This is a genomic window from Bacillus sp. R86525 (genome assembly GCF_042466195.1).
In the GTDB taxonomy this organism is placed as follows: Bacteria; Bacillota; Bacilli; order Bacillales; family Bacillaceae_G; genus Bacillus_A; species Bacillus_A nitratireducens.
Genome location: NZ_JAXHPX010000007.1, coordinates 2,918,367 through 2,934,363, shown reverse-complemented (window position 1 = coordinate 2,934,363; position 15,997 = coordinate 2,918,367). Strand labels below are relative to the sequence as shown.

At 34.0% G+C, this 15,997-nt stretch carries 14 protein-coding genes and 1 pseudogene; 12 read left to right on the top strand and 3 right to left on the bottom strand.

Going from position 1 to position 15,997, the window contains the following annotated elements; genetic code table 11:
• The first annotated feature begins 2 nt into the window (after positions 1-2).
• On the top strand, positions 3-269 hold the full coding sequence (locus tag SJY24_RS17690) for an ArsR/SmtB family transcription factor (RefSeq protein WP_377865647.1): 267 nt from the start codon (positions 3-5) through the stop codon (positions 267-269).
• Between the two features lie 185 nt (positions 270-454).
• On the opposite strand, the gene SJY24_RS17685 is transcribed toward SJY24_RS17690, so the two are convergent.
• Positions 455-1,579: an alpha/beta fold hydrolase gene (locus tag SJY24_RS17685; RefSeq protein WP_377865646.1), complete on the bottom strand. Its 1,125-nt coding sequence runs from the start codon at positions 1,577-1,579 to the stop codon at positions 455-457.
• 147 nt (positions 1,580-1,726) lie between these two features.
• Between SJY24_RS17685 and SJY24_RS17680 the strand changes: the two genes are divergently transcribed.
• Positions 1,727-2,302, top strand: coding sequence for a TetR/AcrR family transcriptional regulator (locus SJY24_RS17680; protein WP_002136431.1), 576 nt, complete (start codon positions 1,727-1,729; stop codon positions 2,300-2,302).
• A 288-nt stretch (positions 2,303-2,590) separates the two neighbouring features.
• Positions 2,591-3,967, top strand: a complete 1,377-nt coding sequence (locus SJY24_RS17675) for a lytic polysaccharide monooxygenase (RefSeq protein ID WP_377865645.1) — start codon at positions 2,591-2,593, stop codon at positions 3,965-3,967.
• A 153-nt stretch (positions 3,968-4,120) separates the two neighbouring features.
• Here the strand turns inward: SJY24_RS17675 and SJY24_RS17670 are convergent, their stop codons facing one another.
• The gene (locus tag SJY24_RS17670; RefSeq protein ID WP_377865644.1) at positions 4,121-5,536 is read right to left on the bottom strand and encodes a phosphatidylinositol-specific phospholipase C; all 1,416 of its coding nucleotides are present in this window, start codon (positions 5,534-5,536) and stop codon (positions 4,121-4,123) included.
• A 422-nt stretch (positions 5,537-5,958) separates the two neighbouring features.
• Positions 5,959-6,528: a hypothetical protein gene (locus tag SJY24_RS17665; RefSeq protein WP_002016999.1), complete on the bottom strand. Its 570-nt coding sequence runs from the start codon at positions 6,526-6,528 to the stop codon at positions 5,959-5,961.
• 600 nt (positions 6,529-7,128) lie between these two features.
• On the opposite strand from SJY24_RS17665, the pseudogene SJY24_RS17660 reads away from it, so the two are divergent.
• The 9 genes and pseudogenes from SJY24_RS17660 to mvaB all read left to right on the top strand — a co-directional run bounded on the left by SJY24_RS17660 (position 7,129) and on the right by mvaB (position 15,993).
• Positions 7,129-7,955: pseudogene (locus SJY24_RS17660) on the top strand (metallophosphoesterase).
• Positions 7,956-8,171: 216 nt separating this feature from the next.
• Entirely contained in the window at positions 8,172-8,423 is a 252-nt protein-coding gene (locus SJY24_RS17655) for a hypothetical protein (RefSeq protein WP_002017002.1), read from the top strand.
• 183 nt (positions 8,424-8,606) lie between these two features.
• Entirely contained in the window at positions 8,607-9,332 is a 726-nt protein-coding gene (locus SJY24_RS17650; RefSeq protein ID WP_377865643.1) for an ABC transporter ATP-binding protein, read from the top strand.
• Complete coding sequence (locus tag SJY24_RS17645; protein WP_377865642.1) at positions 9,329-10,348, top strand: ABC transporter permease; 1,020 nt, start codon at positions 9,329-9,331, stop codon at positions 10,346-10,348. The genes SJY24_RS17650 and SJY24_RS17645 overlap by 4 nt, the downstream gene beginning before the upstream one ends.
• Positions 10,349-10,372: 24 nt before the next feature.
• Positions 10,373-11,026: a TetR/AcrR family transcriptional regulator gene (locus tag SJY24_RS17640; protein ID WP_377865641.1), complete on the top strand. Its 654-nt coding sequence runs from the start codon at positions 10,373-10,375 to the stop codon at positions 11,024-11,026.
• A gap of 1,293 nt (positions 11,027-12,319) precedes the next feature.
• Positions 12,320-13,465 carry an acyl-CoA dehydrogenase gene (locus tag SJY24_RS17635; protein WP_377865640.1) on the top strand — a complete coding sequence of 382 codons (1,146 nt, stop codon included), beginning with the start codon at positions 12,320-12,322 and terminating at the stop codon, positions 13,463-13,465.
• 15 nt (positions 13,466-13,480) lie between these two features.
• Complete coding sequence (locus SJY24_RS17630; RefSeq protein WP_377865639.1) at positions 13,481-14,818, top strand: acetyl-CoA carboxylase biotin carboxylase subunit; 1,338 nt, start codon at positions 13,481-13,483, stop codon at positions 14,816-14,818.
• A gap of 26 nt (positions 14,819-14,844) precedes the next feature.
• Positions 14,845-15,060, top strand: a complete 216-nt coding sequence (locus SJY24_RS17625) for an acetyl-CoA carboxylase biotin carboxyl carrier protein subunit (protein ID WP_001987345.1) — start codon at positions 14,845-14,847, stop codon at positions 15,058-15,060.
• A gap of 21 nt (positions 15,061-15,081) precedes the next feature.
• Positions 15,082-15,993: a hydroxymethylglutaryl-CoA lyase gene (gene mvaB, locus SJY24_RS17620; RefSeq protein ID WP_002136444.1), complete on the top strand. Its 912-nt coding sequence runs from the start codon at positions 15,082-15,084 to the stop codon at positions 15,991-15,993.
• Positions 15,994-15,997: the final 4 nt, after the last annotated feature.

Genomic DNA, 15,997 nt, shown 5'->3' with positions numbered 1-15,997 from the left:
TTATGACAATGTATAAAAGTGAAATGAAAAAGAGTGTAATAACTGAAGAGGATGTAGATATGTTAAAAATAATGGCACATCCAATTAGATTGCAAATTATAAACGAGTTAATTCAGTATAAAAAATGTAATGTTACACAATCTACTGTTTCCCAACATTTATCGAAAATGAGAGGCAAGGTGCTAAAGGCTGAAAGAAAAGGCTTAGAGATAAACAATTATTTTACTAATTTAAAGGCGAGTCAGATTGTAGGGATTTTAGGTTTGTAAATAAACAAAACTTCACACATATCATTATAAGTAAAGCACAGAATAATCCCCCCACAAATAAGTGGGGGATTTCTTTTATGACAAAATATCAGTTTTTTTGAGGAGTGTCACGATAGTCACCATGTTCTAATGTGTTATTAGTATATAAAAAATTTTGAAAGTGCTAAAATGCTTGATATTATTCACTAGAAGCTATGTCGCAAAAATCTTTTAATTTCATCAAAAGCTAAGTGACGATGACCAGCCTGACAATGTTGTTCACCACCAGTTTTCTTAGTGAAAACTACAGAAGTGATGGAGGCTGCATTACATAGCTCCGATTCGATTTGCGGTAATCGGCTAATTGGAACGTACTGATCGTCTTCACCAGCCAGGAGCAATACTTCTTGATTTATGAACTGACCGATTCCTGCCATCGTATGTTTTTCAAAGTTTTTAAGTAAGTTAAATGGCGTTTTTTCACCTGTATTTTCCATACCTTTTTTAACTTTCCAGTTCAGGTCGATGCTGGTGGCCATCATTTGTTTAAACATGGTATTAATTTTGTCAGCTTCATTAGTAGCCAGAAGCGTGGTCAATTTATTCCAGATATTATCCGGCATGCGCATCTTGAGTGCATCAAGGCCACTATAAAAAATATTAAAGGCGATGACTTTGTCGATTCGTTTTTCAAAAGCGGCGGCACGCATTGCCAAGTAGCCGCCCCAAGAAGCTCCGAGAATACTAACACGGTCAAGTTTGAAATAGTCAATGACTGTGGAAACGGGCTTCTCCCAGTTGTGGATGAATTTTAAGCCGTTTTTCAGTGCTGTTCCTTGTCCAGGTCCATCAAAAACTATAATATTATAATTGATTCCTATGAGGTAGTTCATCATCTTCATCATTTCCTCCATGTAGGAATCGTAGCCACCAAAGAAAAGTAGTGTATTACATGCGCCTGGTGTCATGAATTTGATTGCAGGAAGATAGGAATCTTCATAAGGAATTTGATAGGTTTCATACTCAAAGTCATGAAAGCCCTTATAAAAAGTTTCACGGTATTTTTGGTACACTTTTTCTTTTTTTTGATCGGATGATTCCATATAAAACTCGGCAGCCTGATAATAAACCGAAGCCAGATCGAAGTCTTTCTGATGCTCCCGCATTGCTGCATATTCTATCCAAGTGTTATACCAGCTGTCCGTGTCTGTAAGTCTTGGGATGATGGCTTGCAAATCTTGATTTGCCCGCTCATCGTCTTGATAGAAATCGTTGAAAAAACGGTTAATTTGCAAATTGAACTGTTCGTTGTTTACATACTGTTTAAACATAAAACCCCTCCTTATATTTGACTACAAGGTAAGGATAAGAGAAGTATATTAAAGAAACAACAAGCAGGAAAGGGTAAGAAGTACGAAATCGAACCATAAGGATATAAATGGTTTGATAAGCAACTTTGGGAAGGAGATTGATTATTAATGGGAGAGGATGTTCGCGTTTATAAAACGAAGAAAAATATTTCTAATACACTTATTACCCTCTTGAACGAAAAAGAGTTTGGGCGAATTACAACTAAAGATATTTGCATACATGCTATGGTGAGTAAGTCCACATTTTACAGCCATTTTGCAGATAAATATGATCTTTTGGAAAAATTAGTGCAAAATTATGTCTGCTGGTTCAAGGAAGAAATTGAATTTCGTTTCGCATTAATAGAGAATGGAAATGTGGCTCAAGCTATTAATATGATAACTGATAAGATCTCAGCGCGAAAAAAAGAGGTTGCAACTTTACTCCATGTACGTGTTCCCTCAGCGGATTTACGTTTAGAATTAGAATCCATTTTATATAATGCCTGCTATTCCTATTTGAAAGAGCAGCAGGTTGAAGTAAGTGTGCCGATTGACTTTGTAGCTCAGTTGTATACAGCAAACGCAATGGTGTCAATTAATTGGTCGCTGAGCAACGATAAAAATCCAGATGTGGTTAAACTAATTGATAATATGCAGGGATATGTTTTTGATCTGATTTTGTCAGGTGGCGAGAGAATGTAATAAATCATGAAACCTGCTTAATAATGTAGTTATCGTGTGGGGTGTGGTTGTAAAAAATTAAGTAATCGATATTTGGATTTTTTGTGAATCTTTATTGGTTTTTTATAAACTCTTTACTACATAATGTTACAAAATAGAATTAATTTGCTTAATTTAGCCCCATATCAGGTTAATAAATAAACTAAATGTGTTTATGTTATTGAACTATTAATATATTAATAGGTGATTTGTTCGTTTATCCCTATATTGCTATTATATTAGCGTAAACAATATATTGGGGGGACAAGTATGAATTTAAAATTAACATCTAAGTTAGAAAGATTAAGAAAAAGTAAAAAAGGAATTGGTGCTTGTGTTTTAGCTGCAGGGGTGACGGCAATTACAATGATTCCTCAAAGTGCATATGCACATGGGTTTGTTGAAAAGCCGAGTAGTCGTGCTGCTTTATGTAGTCAGAATTATGGAGCATTAAATTTAAATTGTGGAAATGTAATGTACGAACCTCAAAGTCTAGAAGCACCTAAAGGATTCCCAGATGGTGGACCGATTGATGGGAAAATTGCTTCGGCAGGAGGATTGTTTGGAGGGATTCTTGACCAACAAACATCAAATCGCTGGTTCAAAAACACAATAAAGGGGGGAGCAAATACATTTACATGGAAATACACAGCGGCACATTCTACAAGTAAATGGCATTATTACATTACAAAAAAGGGATGGGATCCTAATAAACCATTAACACGTGCTGAATTAGAACCAATTGGAACTGTGAATCATGACGGTTCGGCAGCATCAAATAATTTAACACATACAATTAATGTACCAACTGATCGCAATGGTTATCATGTTATTTTAGCTGTATGGGATGTAGCAGATACGTCAAATGCGTTTTATAACGTAATTGATGTGAATTTAGTAAATAATGAAACTCCCGACACAGTAGCTCCAAGTCAACCAACGGGATTAAATGCGTCTAAAGTTTCTGCCAATAGTGTTGAACTAACATGGAAGGCCTCTACTGATAATATAGGCGTAAAAGAATATCAAGTGTTACGTAATGGAGAAGTAATTGGTACGGTACCAGGTACAACTTTTACTGATAAAAAATTAAAAGCAAATACGGAATATACCTATACAATAAAGGCATTAGACGCTGCTGGAAACATATCAAAAGAAAGTGAAAAGCTAAAGGCTAAGACAACAAATGAAATTCCAGATAAAGAGGCTCCGACTCAACCAAAAGGATTACATAGTATGGGTACAACAGCGACAACTGTTGATTTGATGTGGAGTCCGTCTGAAGATAATGTAGGTGTTGACCATTATGTTGTATATAGAGAAAACGCAGGGGTTATGAATAAAATTGGGACAACGGATAATACATCCTTTGTGGATAAAAATTTAAAGGCAAATACATCGTACAAATATGTAGTGACAGCGGTTGATTTAGCTGGAAATGAGTCTAGTAGAAGTGATGTTTTAACTGTAGCAACAAAACTAGAGGACTCTACTTATGAAAAATGGGATGCAAGAAAAGCATACAATAAAGGTGATAAAGTAGTACATGAGGGAAAAGTGTATGAAGCGATTCAAAGTTATCAAGGGAACGGCGATCCAAATTGGATTTTTGCACTATCGCTTTGGAAGCCAGTTTTAAATAAATGATAAGTGGAAAAGGGTAGTTATCACTTATTCTATGTGCAATACCGGAACAGGGGTGCAATTTTTACTCTTCATCCCAATATATACGAAATGAAATTATTAAAGAACCCCAATGGTATTCCATCAAAAAGGAATTCCATTGGGATTTTTTATTTTCTAATTTGTAATAGCGTATATTTTCACTGTAAATTTGTTAGTGGCACCAAGTGGGCTTGCAATATAATATTTAGTATTCGTATAAGCTTCAGTCCTAGATCCATGTGAAATATTTTTCCAACGAGTAGAATCTGTACCTAGGGAAACGTCAATCATTACATTGAAAGAGATAGAAGAAGGATGATCTTTTTCTGAAGGCTCAATAATCCATTTTAATTCCTTAGTACCTACAGGTAAACTATCAATTTTAAAGTTTTGACTGGATCGATTTTGTTGTCCGGATAAAGGGCTAGATTCGGATGAAATTTGCGAAATTAATATTTCTTTTTCATTCGAATGTATACCATTTAATTTAATGATACTATCAATTAAACCTGGACCAGGAAAATCAGCTGCGATAATACCAGAATGTTTAATTCCACCTTGTTGCAAGAGTTCGGTCCCAAGTGTATTCATTCCACCATAAAATACTTGACCATTTATATCACGAGGGAAATCTTCCCACGCAGTAGTTGTAGCTTTTTGAATCATCTTGGGGTTACTATCAGTATTTCTGCTCTCTTTACCACTTGCAACAAACCAAGGATAAACATTATTTAATAATGCAGCAGCACCACCTGTGCCACTAAAATGGTTAAGATAGATTTTATCATTGTTAAAATTATTATTTGCATTTTGAAGGTGGGTTCTCACCGCATTCCATTTTTCATACATTCCGTCTGGTCCGTTTTCAATTTCAAATGTATCTTGTATATTTAAGCTATCGTAATTAATACCATATTGCTGAGGGGCTGTAAAGTTTTGTAAGATTACAATTTTCCCTCGGATGTCTCCTAGAGTAGGGTTATTTCTTTTTGAAGTTGGTACAGAACTCGGATCCCAAAAATAGGAAGAATTAAGGTCTTTGTATTTATTAAGTATTTCCTCGAATGATAGTGAGCCACTTTCAGGAGTAGTTTCTTCTTTTAAGCGCATTAAAATTGTTTCTGTAGGATGATCTTTTAAAAATTGAATTGCCTCTTTTAATACATCTTCAAACATTGCTTTTTGATTTACAATCCCATGGTACATTGCAAAAGAATCTTTTACACGTTTAACACGCATATCTACATATCGAATTCCGGAATTTAATTGTTGTGGTAGACTCATAGTTTGATTTCTTGTCAAATTTTCATCAAGAAAACTTGCTCCATGTAAAGCCATTGTACCGTGAGTCCCTGGAATAGATATTTCACTCAATTTTGTTGAATCTGCTACTTTCGACATCCATGCTGGGTTTTGATAGCCTATATTGGATTCATAGGAATAACCTGGATGACTATCAGCAAAAATAGTAGATGGTGTACTTAAACTTGCTAGTGTGAAACAAGTAAGGATACTGATTTTAAAAAAATTCCTCATTTTTATTTTGTTCATTTTATCTCTCCTGACTTTTAAACAATAGATAGAATAAAACAAGATGGTTTTTTACTACATCTATTGTTTTCATTCTTAAAGTAATGAATTTTTGTGTTTGAAAAAAATCAAAATAGGGTAGGAAGTTATTTGAGATTTTAATAGTTTGTTGTAATAAATTGTATCTAATAGTCAAACGGATTCTTAAAGAATTGAAGCATAGATAGGTAAAAAACAAACTTTCCGCTGTACTGTATACAAACAAAACAGAAGTCTTAAAAAAGACTTCTATTTTGTGACATATAATGAATGATAAGGTAGTTAACAAATCAAGATAATGTGACTGAGTGGTAAAAATCTATTTATAGCTGTTTCAGAATTTTTTATAACAAGGTCACTTACGAAAAATGGGACTCTGTTAGGCTAACAAAAATTAAGAAATTCTACTCATTAAAACTTAAACTAACTACAGTTGCGATAGATTGGGCTGCATGTTCCCAGCTTCCATCTATCACTTTTCCAATCTGTTGACCAAGTGCATTTAAATCATTTGGATTAACTGGAATCCCATTATACGCAGCAAGAATTGATAAAAGTGGAGCAGCAAATGGTGTCCAACCACCTCTATCGATATTAAATACAGGCTTATCTATTACCTTTCCATCTTGCACTGTAAACTCATAATAAAATTGATCATCTGGACGAAAACTTAAATGATGAGAAATTTGTCCCTTAACATATGTTTTACCGCCACCTAAATTTACTACTTCAATTGGTTTTACATTAAATTCATGCTCAAATACTTTAATTTTTTTAACTTCTGGACCATTTAAGGCAGCTTTAACTGCTGTTTCCAAATTATTTTGTGCAAATGGTTGAATACTCATCTGTGTCTCTTCTTGTTGGATAGGAGCCTCTTTTTCAGCAGCAAACACCGATGTACTTGGTAGTGCACCTGTAGCCAATGTAGCTGCAAGTGCTGTCGTCATCATGATTTTTCTTTTCATCTTCATAGTTTTCTTCCTCCCTTAAAGTTATGATATATAATTTTTTAAAGACTGACATGGGGCAATATTTTATTTCATAATGCACGCAAAAAACTAGTTTAAGAATTATGTGAAATTATGTCAGAAAATTAAAGTTAATTATATATGCACTTACAATGATAGCTATCTACACATGTTTTTTCAATTTTCTAACAAATAATACAGTAATACCTTTTCATAAGGCAATTTAGTGTTTCAATTCTCTCTTTGTACGTTTTAAACAAATTAAAATCGTAGTGGCAATAATATATTTGTAATCAAATGTCGTATATACTTCGAGAAAAGTACACAATATTTTTATAAAAAACTATAGGAATTATCATGATATAGTTATCAAACTAAGTAAGATAAATGTTAATATTATGAAGAGATTCCAGTGATCTGCTATAAAATTACTGAAAAATGAGCATGACATCATACACGCATGCGATTGAAAAATTTTATAAGTGGCGTATAAAACTATAACAAATACTATAAATCAATTAAAAAATTTCAGTTATTCTGAATGCGAAGGGCACGTAATATTTATTGTGAACTGTAGTACTGATCAAGATTTTAGGAGGAAATATGAACAAGAAGACTAAAAGAATCATATTAATTATTGGTATATTAGTAGGCATTAGTATCTTTTTATATTTACAAAACAATTTAATAAGTATAACTGAGGTTAAAATAACCTCTAGTAAAATTCCCTCTTCTTTTAAAGGATATAAAATACTACAAATTTCAGATTTACATAATAAAAAATTTGGTGATAATCAAGACGTTTTAATTCAAAAAGTAAAAAGCATAAATCCAGATATTATTGCTATTACGGGTGATTTAATAGACAGTAAATCGTACGATGCAGAAATTAGTATGCAAGTAATACGAGAACTTGTAAAGGAATATCCGGTATATTTTGTGACAGGAAATCATGAAAAATGGTCAGGAAAATATAACAGTTTAGAAAAAAATTAAAGAAACAGCATGTCACTGTTTTAAGAAATGAACATGTAATAATACAAAAGGGAGGACACGAAATAAACTTGTTAGGAATTGATGATCCGGAATTTTATACTGGAGATATTGATGAAGGAAGTATTGTAAAAGCAAAAATTGAAACGCAGCCAGATAGGTATAATGTATTATTATCCCATAGGCCTGAATTTTTAGAAGAGTATGCTGAGGAGAAAGTAGATTTAGTGTTATCGGGTCATGCACATGGGGGACAAGTTCGGTTACCTTTTATCGGGGGATTAGTTGCTCCTAATCAAGGAATACTGCCCAAATATACAGCGGGTTTATATGAACAACAAAATACGTCTATGATAGTTAGTAGAGGATTAGGCAATAGTATCATTCCGCAAAGAGTTTTTAATAGACCTGAGATTGTAGTCGTGCAGTTAAATTAATCTGTACGGCTTTTTTGTTCAGGAGAATAATTTAAAGGTAGTTTTTCTTGAGTACAAGTTTCCATTACAATTTTGTTAAAATTTTTCAACGTTACATAAAGTAACAAATTTTGACCTATTGAGTTTGTTATAGTGTAAATAATCAAAAAACTTAAAAATTAGTCGAGTTAAAATAGTTATTATTAAGCAATATTAAAAATATAAAGGGGTGTACAAATGCATAAAGAATTTGAAATTGAAGAATATACGGCGATTGAGGAGCAAATTCATTATTATAGTACGTCTTTATTAGTAAGTCATCCTGAGCAAATTGTAAAGTATTTAGAAAAACGGTTAGAAAAGTATGCAGAAACGTTACAATATGCACATTTATATCCGGAAACGGTTATATTACCAATACAGCAAATAGTTATCGAATATTCATTAGATGTTGCTAGAATTAGAAGATATTTAAATTTAAAAACATAACTAAAATCGAATAATTTACAATGAAACAGAGTCGACTTTCAGAAAAGGTATTCTAATGTCGACTCTGTTTCATTGTTTTAGTAATTAACAGAAAATTATTTATGTGTAAAGTTTGACATATAATAATTCGAGAGTAAAATAAAAGTGAGTACTCACTCATTTTACAGAAAAGGGGGATTTTTAGTGCAACAATCTTCAATTATTTTACGAGATGTATCAAAAAATTTTGGGAAAAAAGAAGTTTTGCATAACCTTTCGTTGCAAGTAGAAAAAGCAGAAATTTTTGGATTGGTTGGACCTTCCGGATCAGGGAAAACAACACTCATTAAAATGATTGCAGGTATTAATGAATCAACTACAGGAGATGTAATTGTTTTTAATACAAACATGCCTAATTTAAATGGAATGAAAAGAATTGGTTATATGGCTCAGGCTGATGCATTATACGAAGAACTATCGGCATATGAAAATGCAGATTTTATTGCAACGATGTATGGGTTAAAAGGTAAGCGTAAGAAAGAGAGAATTGTAGAAGTTTTTGAACTTGTGCAATTATCCGAGCATATGAAAATGCAAGTACAGCAATTTTCAGGTGGAATGAAAAAACGTTTATCATTGGCGATAGCACTCCTACATGAACCAGAAATATTGATTTTAGATGAGCCAACAGTTGGGATAGATCCACTTCTTCGAAAATCGATTTGGGAGAAGTTTTATGATCTTAAAAAGAAAGGGACAACTATTATTGTAACAACGCACATTATGGATGAAGCAGAGTTTTGCGAACGTCTAGGGCTAATTAGAGAAGGGAAGTTAGTTGCGATTGGTACACCTGAGGAATTAAAAAACCAAACATCATCTGGAAGAATTGAAGACGTCTTTATGTTAGAAGGAGTGATTGAATCATGAGAGTTAATGGTGTAGTCATCCGAATCATTCGTCAATTTTTTCGAGATAAACGTTCTTTAGCAATGATGTTTGGGGCACCAATGTTATTACTTTGGTTATTGTCGCTAATATTTACACAAAAAGACTATACACCGCATATCGCCGTAGTCGATGTGCCTGCTCCTATAGTAAAAACGATGAAAAATCAAGAAGCCTCAATTTATGAATACGGGAAAGAGAAAGCAATTTCTGAGTTAGAAAAACAAAAGGTAGATGCAGTAATTTATTTAGAGAATGGGAAAATGAATCTTCTGTTAGAAGGCAGTGATTCTTCAAAAAATCGTGCTGTACTCCAAGTGTTGCAAAAGAGTATAGAAAAGAATGATGTATCAGTTATGAAGCCTGAAGTGAATTACTTACATGGCTCTAAAGACATTACGATGTTTGATGGGCTTGGTCCCGTATTAATTGGTTTCTTTACATTTTTCTTTGTATTTATATTGTCGGGAGTTTCTTTTGTAAGAGAACGGTTAAGTGGCACATTAGAGAGATTATTGTCCACGCCGGTGAGAAGATGGGAAATAGTTGTAGGATATATTATTGGTTTTGGAATCTTTGCATTTATACAATCTATTATTATTGTAAGTTTTTCAGTTTATATTTTAGATTTATATGTAGCTGGTTCAATATGGCTAACGCTACTTATAACATGTATGCTTTCTTTAACTGCATTAACATTAGGTACATTTTTATCGGCATACGCAAATAATGAATTTCAAATGATTCAGTTTATACCGCTTGTAATTGTACCTCAAGTCTTCTTTTCTGGATTGTTTCCAATGGAATCCATGAATAAGTGGTTGCAAATGTTAGGTAAATTATTTCCACTCACGTATGGTGCTGACGCAATGAGACAAGTAATGATTCGGAATCAAGGATTTACAGAAATTGCTTTAGATCTTACTGTTTTACTTCTTTTTTCACTATTATTTGCAGTAGGAAATGTATTTGCTTTAAAGAAACATCGCAGAATATAATGAAGAAAAAAAGGAGCATTATAAATGAAGAAGGATTGGCTGGAAGAATTAGTTGCCGCAACGAATACTGATAAACGTAATGAACGTCAAATGCGTATATTAGAGGCAGCTGTTGATATGTTTGGAGAAAAAGGATACGCCTCAACTTCAACGAGTGAAATTGCAAAGCGTGCGGGTGTAGCGGAAGGAACAATCTTCCGCTACTATAAAACGAAAAAAGATTTATTGTTTGCAGTTGTGATGCCGACCTTAACAAAGTTCGCTGCGCCATTTTTCATACAAGCTTTTGCCAAGGAAATATTTAAAACAAATTATGAATCGTATGATGGTCTTTTAAGAGTAGTAATTCATAATAGGTTTGAATTTGCCAAAAAGCACTTTCCAATGATAAAAATACTAATTCAAGAAGTACCATTTCAGCCGGAACTAAAAAGCGAAATACAACAATTAGTAGAAACAGAACTGCTTTCACAATTTAAAAAGTTAATTGTAAAGTTTCAAGAAGAAGGGGAAATTATTGAAATGCCACCATCTTCCGTATTACGTCTTACTTTATCAGCTGTATTAGGATTTCTCTTAACGAGGTTTTTATTATTGCCTGAAGAGAAATGGGATGATGAAGCGGAAATTGAAAATACGATTCAATTTATATTGTATGGACTAACGCCACGGAGGTAATGAAATAAATTATGTGAAATTCTCCGATTGCTCAAGTTGCATAAGAGAACGAATTGTTGTTGGGACCGGTTAATACACACCTACCGCTAATTCTTCTAGAAAATCTGAATTCAAACGCGGATATAACGATAACAGCTCTTTGGCCGTTTGATCATGCTGTATTAGTGGTGAATCTAGTTGTTTAATACAGACTTTCAATAAGAACTACGAAAGATACACGAAATTCAAAGCAATCGATATAAAATCGATTGCTTTTTTTCTATTTCAGAAGAGGAGCGTAACATAATATTGGCTAAGCTAAACGAGCTAAGACAAAAAAACATAACAATAGGCCACAGGATGAATTAACGTAAGAACTCGATGTGAATCGGACAACGCTTTGGAGTGACCTGAAAAGTAGCGGACTTAAAACGAAATCATTGATAGTTTTCTAGCAGAAAAGCAGGAGTAAGTATACGCACAGTTTATGAATTTAATTGGATTGCTTTTTAGATAATAGTCGAATTGATAAAGGTAATGTTACACGGCGTGAAATAAAACGAAAAAAATTGATTAAATTAAACGTTAAAATTATGTGATTAAGAAAAGAGATTGTCGAATTTTATTATTCGGGAACATTTCTTTAAAAGTCTTTTAACAATCGCATATTCTAAAACGTTAGAAATTAATTGAAATATGAATGCCATTTAAATTTATAACTTGATTAAAGATTTTTATTTATGGCACATAACAAAGTGAAGGGTAAAAAATTAGGATGTAATGTTACTAACGTAAAGGTAGTATTTGAAAATCATGAGAAGATCTTTTATTAGTTATTAATGCATACGCCGCTCTATTTATCAAATTGAAATGTATGTGAGCATATTTTATTATAAAACACAGTTTAAAAATAGTATGAGCATTTGCTGAGGTATTTTATAAATATGCATGGAGGAGAAAAACACTTAGCGATTTGATTACTATTTTAAAATTGTGGGCAATTTGATTTGATGAAAAGTATTATTAAAAAACATATTTCGAAACACCCTCAGAAACGATAGTGATAATTTCTGATTCGGAAAAAATAGAGATTATTAAACAAAAAAATGCATATTTCGACATGAAATATCCTATGTTGTTGTAGAACAATGTAGGAATTTTTTTGTGCATTGGTACAGAATCTGTTTTAAAATTAAGTTATGACAGAATTGTAGCAATTGTCTAACTAATATTCGTGTCTTTTAAGAAGTAATGTTTGTAGTAGTAACTCGCACGCTGTCGAAACTCAATATTCGATAAGGGGTGTGTAGCGGAATGGAATTTACTCTAACTCGCGAAAAACAAATGATTAAAGAAATGGTACGTGACTTTGCTGAAAAGGAAATCGCACCAAAAGCTGTGTATTATGACAAAACTGCGGAATTTCCATATGAAACATTTCAAAAAATGGGCGAACTAGGATTATTAGGCATCCCATTCCCGGAAGAGTATGGAGGTTCAGGTGGCGATACAGTATCGTACGCGTTAGCAGTTGAAGAAATTGGTCGCGCTTGTGGTGGTACAGGCTTAAGCTACGCTGCAACAATTTCATTAGGTGCTTCTCCAATTTATTATTTCGGTACAGAAGAACAAAAACAAAAATATTTAGTTCCAATGGCATCAGGTAAAACGTTAGGTGCTTTCGGATTAACGGAGCCAAACGCTGGATCAGATGCAGGAGGCACACAAACGAAAGCGGTATTAGATGGCGATGAGTATGTAATTAGTGGTGAAAAGTGCTGGATTACAAACGCAGAGTATGCAAATACAATTATTGTAACCGCTATCAATGGTATTGAAGAGAATGGTAGAAAACGTATTTCTGCATTTATCGTACCGACTACAAGTGAAGGATTAACGATTACAAGTCCTTACGATAAGATGGGTGTTCGCGCTTCTAATACTTGTGAAATCGTACTTGATGGTGTACGTGTACCGAAAGAAAATATTCTTGGTGATGTTAATAAAGGATTCAAACAATTCTTATATACACTTGATGGAGGACGTATTTCAATTGCGGCATTAGCAGTAGGTATTGCACAATCTGCATTTGAACGTGCTCTGCAATATGCGAAAGAACGCCAACAATTTGGAAAAACAATTTCTAATTTCCAAGCGATTCAATTTAAATTAGCTGATATGGCGACTGAAGTGGAATTAGCGCGTAATTTAGTACATAAAGCAGCTTGGTTAAAAGATAATGATAAACCTTTCGGTAAAGAAGCGGCTATGGCAAAACTGTTTGCATCTGAAGCAGCAAGTCGTATAGCGAATCATGCAGTACAAATTCATGGTGGATATGGCTATATGCGTGAATATGAAGTTGAACGACATATTCGTGATGCAAAACTGTTAGAAATTGGTGAAGGTACTTCTGAAATTCAACGTCTCGTAATTGCAAGACATTTAGGATGTAGATAAAAAGGAGGAATCACTATGTTTCAAAAAATATTAATTGCAAATCGAGGGGAAATCGCAGTTCGCATTATAAAAACTTGTCAAAAACTTGGCATTCGCACTGTTGCTATTTATTCTGAGGCTGATGAAAATGCCCTTCATGTAAAAATGGCAAATGAATCTTACTTAGTAGGCGGCCCACGTGTCCAAGAAAGCTATTTAAACCTTGAAAAAATTATAGAAATAGCTAAGAAGTCAAAAGCTGAAGCAATCCATCCAGGATACGGATTATTATCAGAGAATCCATCTTTTCCGATTCGCTGTAAAGAAGAAGGAATTGTATTTATCGGTCCTTCAGAAGAAATCATTACAAAGATGGGAAGTAAAATCGAATCTCGTATCGCAATGCAAGCTGCAGATGTCCCAGTAGTTCCAGGTATTACTACAAATATTGAAACTGCTGAAGAAGCAATTGAAATTGCTAAACAAATTGGTTATCCATTAATGCTGAAGGCATCCGCAGGCGGCGGAGGCATTGGAATGCAGTTGATGGAAACTGAGCAAACGCTCACCAAAGCATTTGAAAGTAACAAAACAAGAGCGCAGAACTTCTTCGGTAACGGAGAAATGTATTTAGAGCGCTATATTGCAGATGCACATCATATTGAAATTCAGCTTTTAGCAGATACACATGGTAACACAGTGTATTTATGGGAGCGTGAATGTTCAGTGCAGCGCCGAAATCAAAAAGTAATTGAAGAAGCACCCTCACCATTTTTAGATGAAGGTACGCGAAAAGCAATGGGAGAAGTTGCGGTACAGGCTGCTAAAGCTCTTGGTTATACGAATGCTGGTACAGTTGAGTTTCTTGTAGATGATCAGAAGAACTTCTATTTCTTAGAGATGAATACGAGATTACAAGTAGAGCATCCAGTTACAGAAGAGATTACTGGTTTAGATCTTGTAGAACAACAACTTCTGATTGCATACGGTGAGAAGCTATCATTTACACAAGAGGATGTAAAACGTAGTGGTCATGCCATCGAGGCACGTATTTATGCAGAAGATCCGAAAACTTTCTTCCCATCACCTGGGAAGATTACAGAGCTATCTTTACCGACAAATGTACGTATTGATCACTTTTTGGAGAATCAAGTAACGATTACACCGTTCTATGATCCAATGATTGCGAAGGTAATCGCTCATGGTGAAACTCGCGAAGAAGCGATATCAAAATTACAGGATGCACTGCAAGAGTTAAAAGTAGAAGGTATTAAAACGAATACACCAATGCTACTGCAAGTATTGGAAGACGATGTGTTCAAAAGTGGTATTTATACAACAGGTTTTGTAACGAAACAGCTTGTTAAAAAATAGGGTTTATGAATATTAAGGGGGAAAAAATGATGACGAAAGTATATGCATCGATGGCAGGAAATGTTTGGAAGATAGTTGTAGGAGTAGGAGATACAGTAGAGGAAGAGCAGGATGTCGTCATTTTGGAATCTATGAAAATGGAAATTCCAATCATTTCAGAAGAAGCTGGCACAGTTATGAAAATTAATGTGCAAGAAGGCGATTTTGTAAATGAAGGAGATGTATTACTAGAAATTGAATAGGGAGATATAGGGGGAAGCGAATTGAAACTACCTAATTTTGCTGTCATTAAAGAAGTCGGGCCACGTGATGGCTTACAGAATGAAAAAAAGATTGTTGGCACAAAAGATAAAGTAAAATGGATTCAACTACTTACAGAAGCGGGATTATCGTACGTTGAAGTTTCCTCATTCGTTCACCCTAAATGGGTTCCTGCATTAGCAGATGCAAGTGATGTATTTTCTGAGCTAAAAAGGGATCCAAATGTTACATATGCAGCGCTTGTTCCAAATCAAAATGGTTTGGAACGAGCTTTTTTGCAAAATGTGGATGAGGTGAATGTTTTTTTATCAGCAAGTGAATCTCACAATAAAAGTAATATTAATAAATCTATTAAAGAAGCATTAGCTGTAATTGAAGATATAACAAAACAGGCAACGTTCGAAGGTAAAAAGGTAAGAGGCTATGTTTCTACTGTATTTGGATGTCCTTATGAAGGGGATATAAGTGCCACAGCAGTTGACGAAATATGTAATCAACTATTTTCATATGGCATTTATGAAGTTTCTCTCGGTGACACGATTGGTGTAGCGAATCCATTACAAGTAGAACAAGTATTAGAACATCTATTAAAGAAGTATGATGCTTCGCAGTTTGCAATGCATTTTCATAATACGTATGGAATGGCACTGGCAAATGTAGTTAAGTCTTTAGAACATGGTATTACAACGTTTGATAGTTCTTGTGGTGGGCTCGGAGGATGTCCTTATGCACCAGGAGCATCGGGTAATGTTGCTACTGATGACTTAGTACATATGCTCCATAAGTTGGGAGTCCAAACTAATATTGATGAAGAAAAGTTATTGAGAGCTAGTCAGTTTATTCAAAGTAAGTTAAATATCCAATTACCGAGTCATGTGTATAGAGCGCTTCAACATAAAACGATAAGTAGGTGAGAAG

What these genes read in the sequence shown, in the direction of transcription:
- SJY24_RS17670 (WP_377865644.1), bottom strand. Translation starts at nt 5,536, where the DNA reads ATGAACAAAATAAAAATGAGGAATTTTTTTAAAATCAGTATCCTTACT.
- SJY24_RS17645 (WP_377865642.1), top strand. Translation starts at nt 9,329, where the DNA reads ATGAGAGTTAATGGTGTAGTCATCCGAATCATTCGTCAATTTTTTCGA.
- SJY24_RS17665 (WP_002016999.1), bottom strand. Translation starts at nt 6,528, where the DNA reads ATGAAGATGAAAAGAAAAATCATGATGACGACAGCACTTGCAGCTACA.
- SJY24_RS17685 (WP_377865646.1), bottom strand. Translation starts at nt 1,579, where the DNA reads ATGTTTAAACAGTATGTAAACAACGAACAGTTCAATTTGCAAATTAAC.
- SJY24_RS17680 (WP_002136431.1), top strand. Translation starts at nt 1,727, where the DNA reads ATGGGAGAGGATGTTCGCGTTTATAAAACGAAGAAAAATATTTCTAAT.
- SJY24_RS17655 (WP_002017002.1), top strand. Translation starts at nt 8,172, where the DNA reads ATGCATAAAGAATTTGAAATTGAAGAATATACGGCGATTGAGGAGCAA.
- SJY24_RS17675 (WP_377865645.1), top strand. Translation starts at nt 2,591, where the DNA reads ATGAATTTAAAATTAACATCTAAGTTAGAAAGATTAAGAAAAAGTAAA.
- SJY24_RS17640 (WP_377865641.1), top strand. Translation starts at nt 10,373, where the DNA reads ATGAAGAAGGATTGGCTGGAAGAATTAGTTGCCGCAACGAATACTGAT.
- SJY24_RS17635 (WP_377865640.1), top strand. Translation starts at nt 12,320, where the DNA reads ATGGAATTTACTCTAACTCGCGAAAAACAAATGATTAAAGAAATGGTA.
- SJY24_RS17690 (WP_377865647.1), top strand. Translation starts at nt 3, where the DNA reads ATGACAATGTATAAAAGTGAAATGAAAAAGAGTGTAATAACTGAAGAG.
- SJY24_RS17625 (WP_001987345.1), top strand. Translation starts at nt 14,845, where the DNA reads ATGATGACGAAAGTATATGCATCGATGGCAGGAAATGTTTGGAAGATA.
- SJY24_RS17630 (WP_377865639.1), top strand. Translation starts at nt 13,481, where the DNA reads ATGTTTCAAAAAATATTAATTGCAAATCGAGGGGAAATCGCAGTTCGC.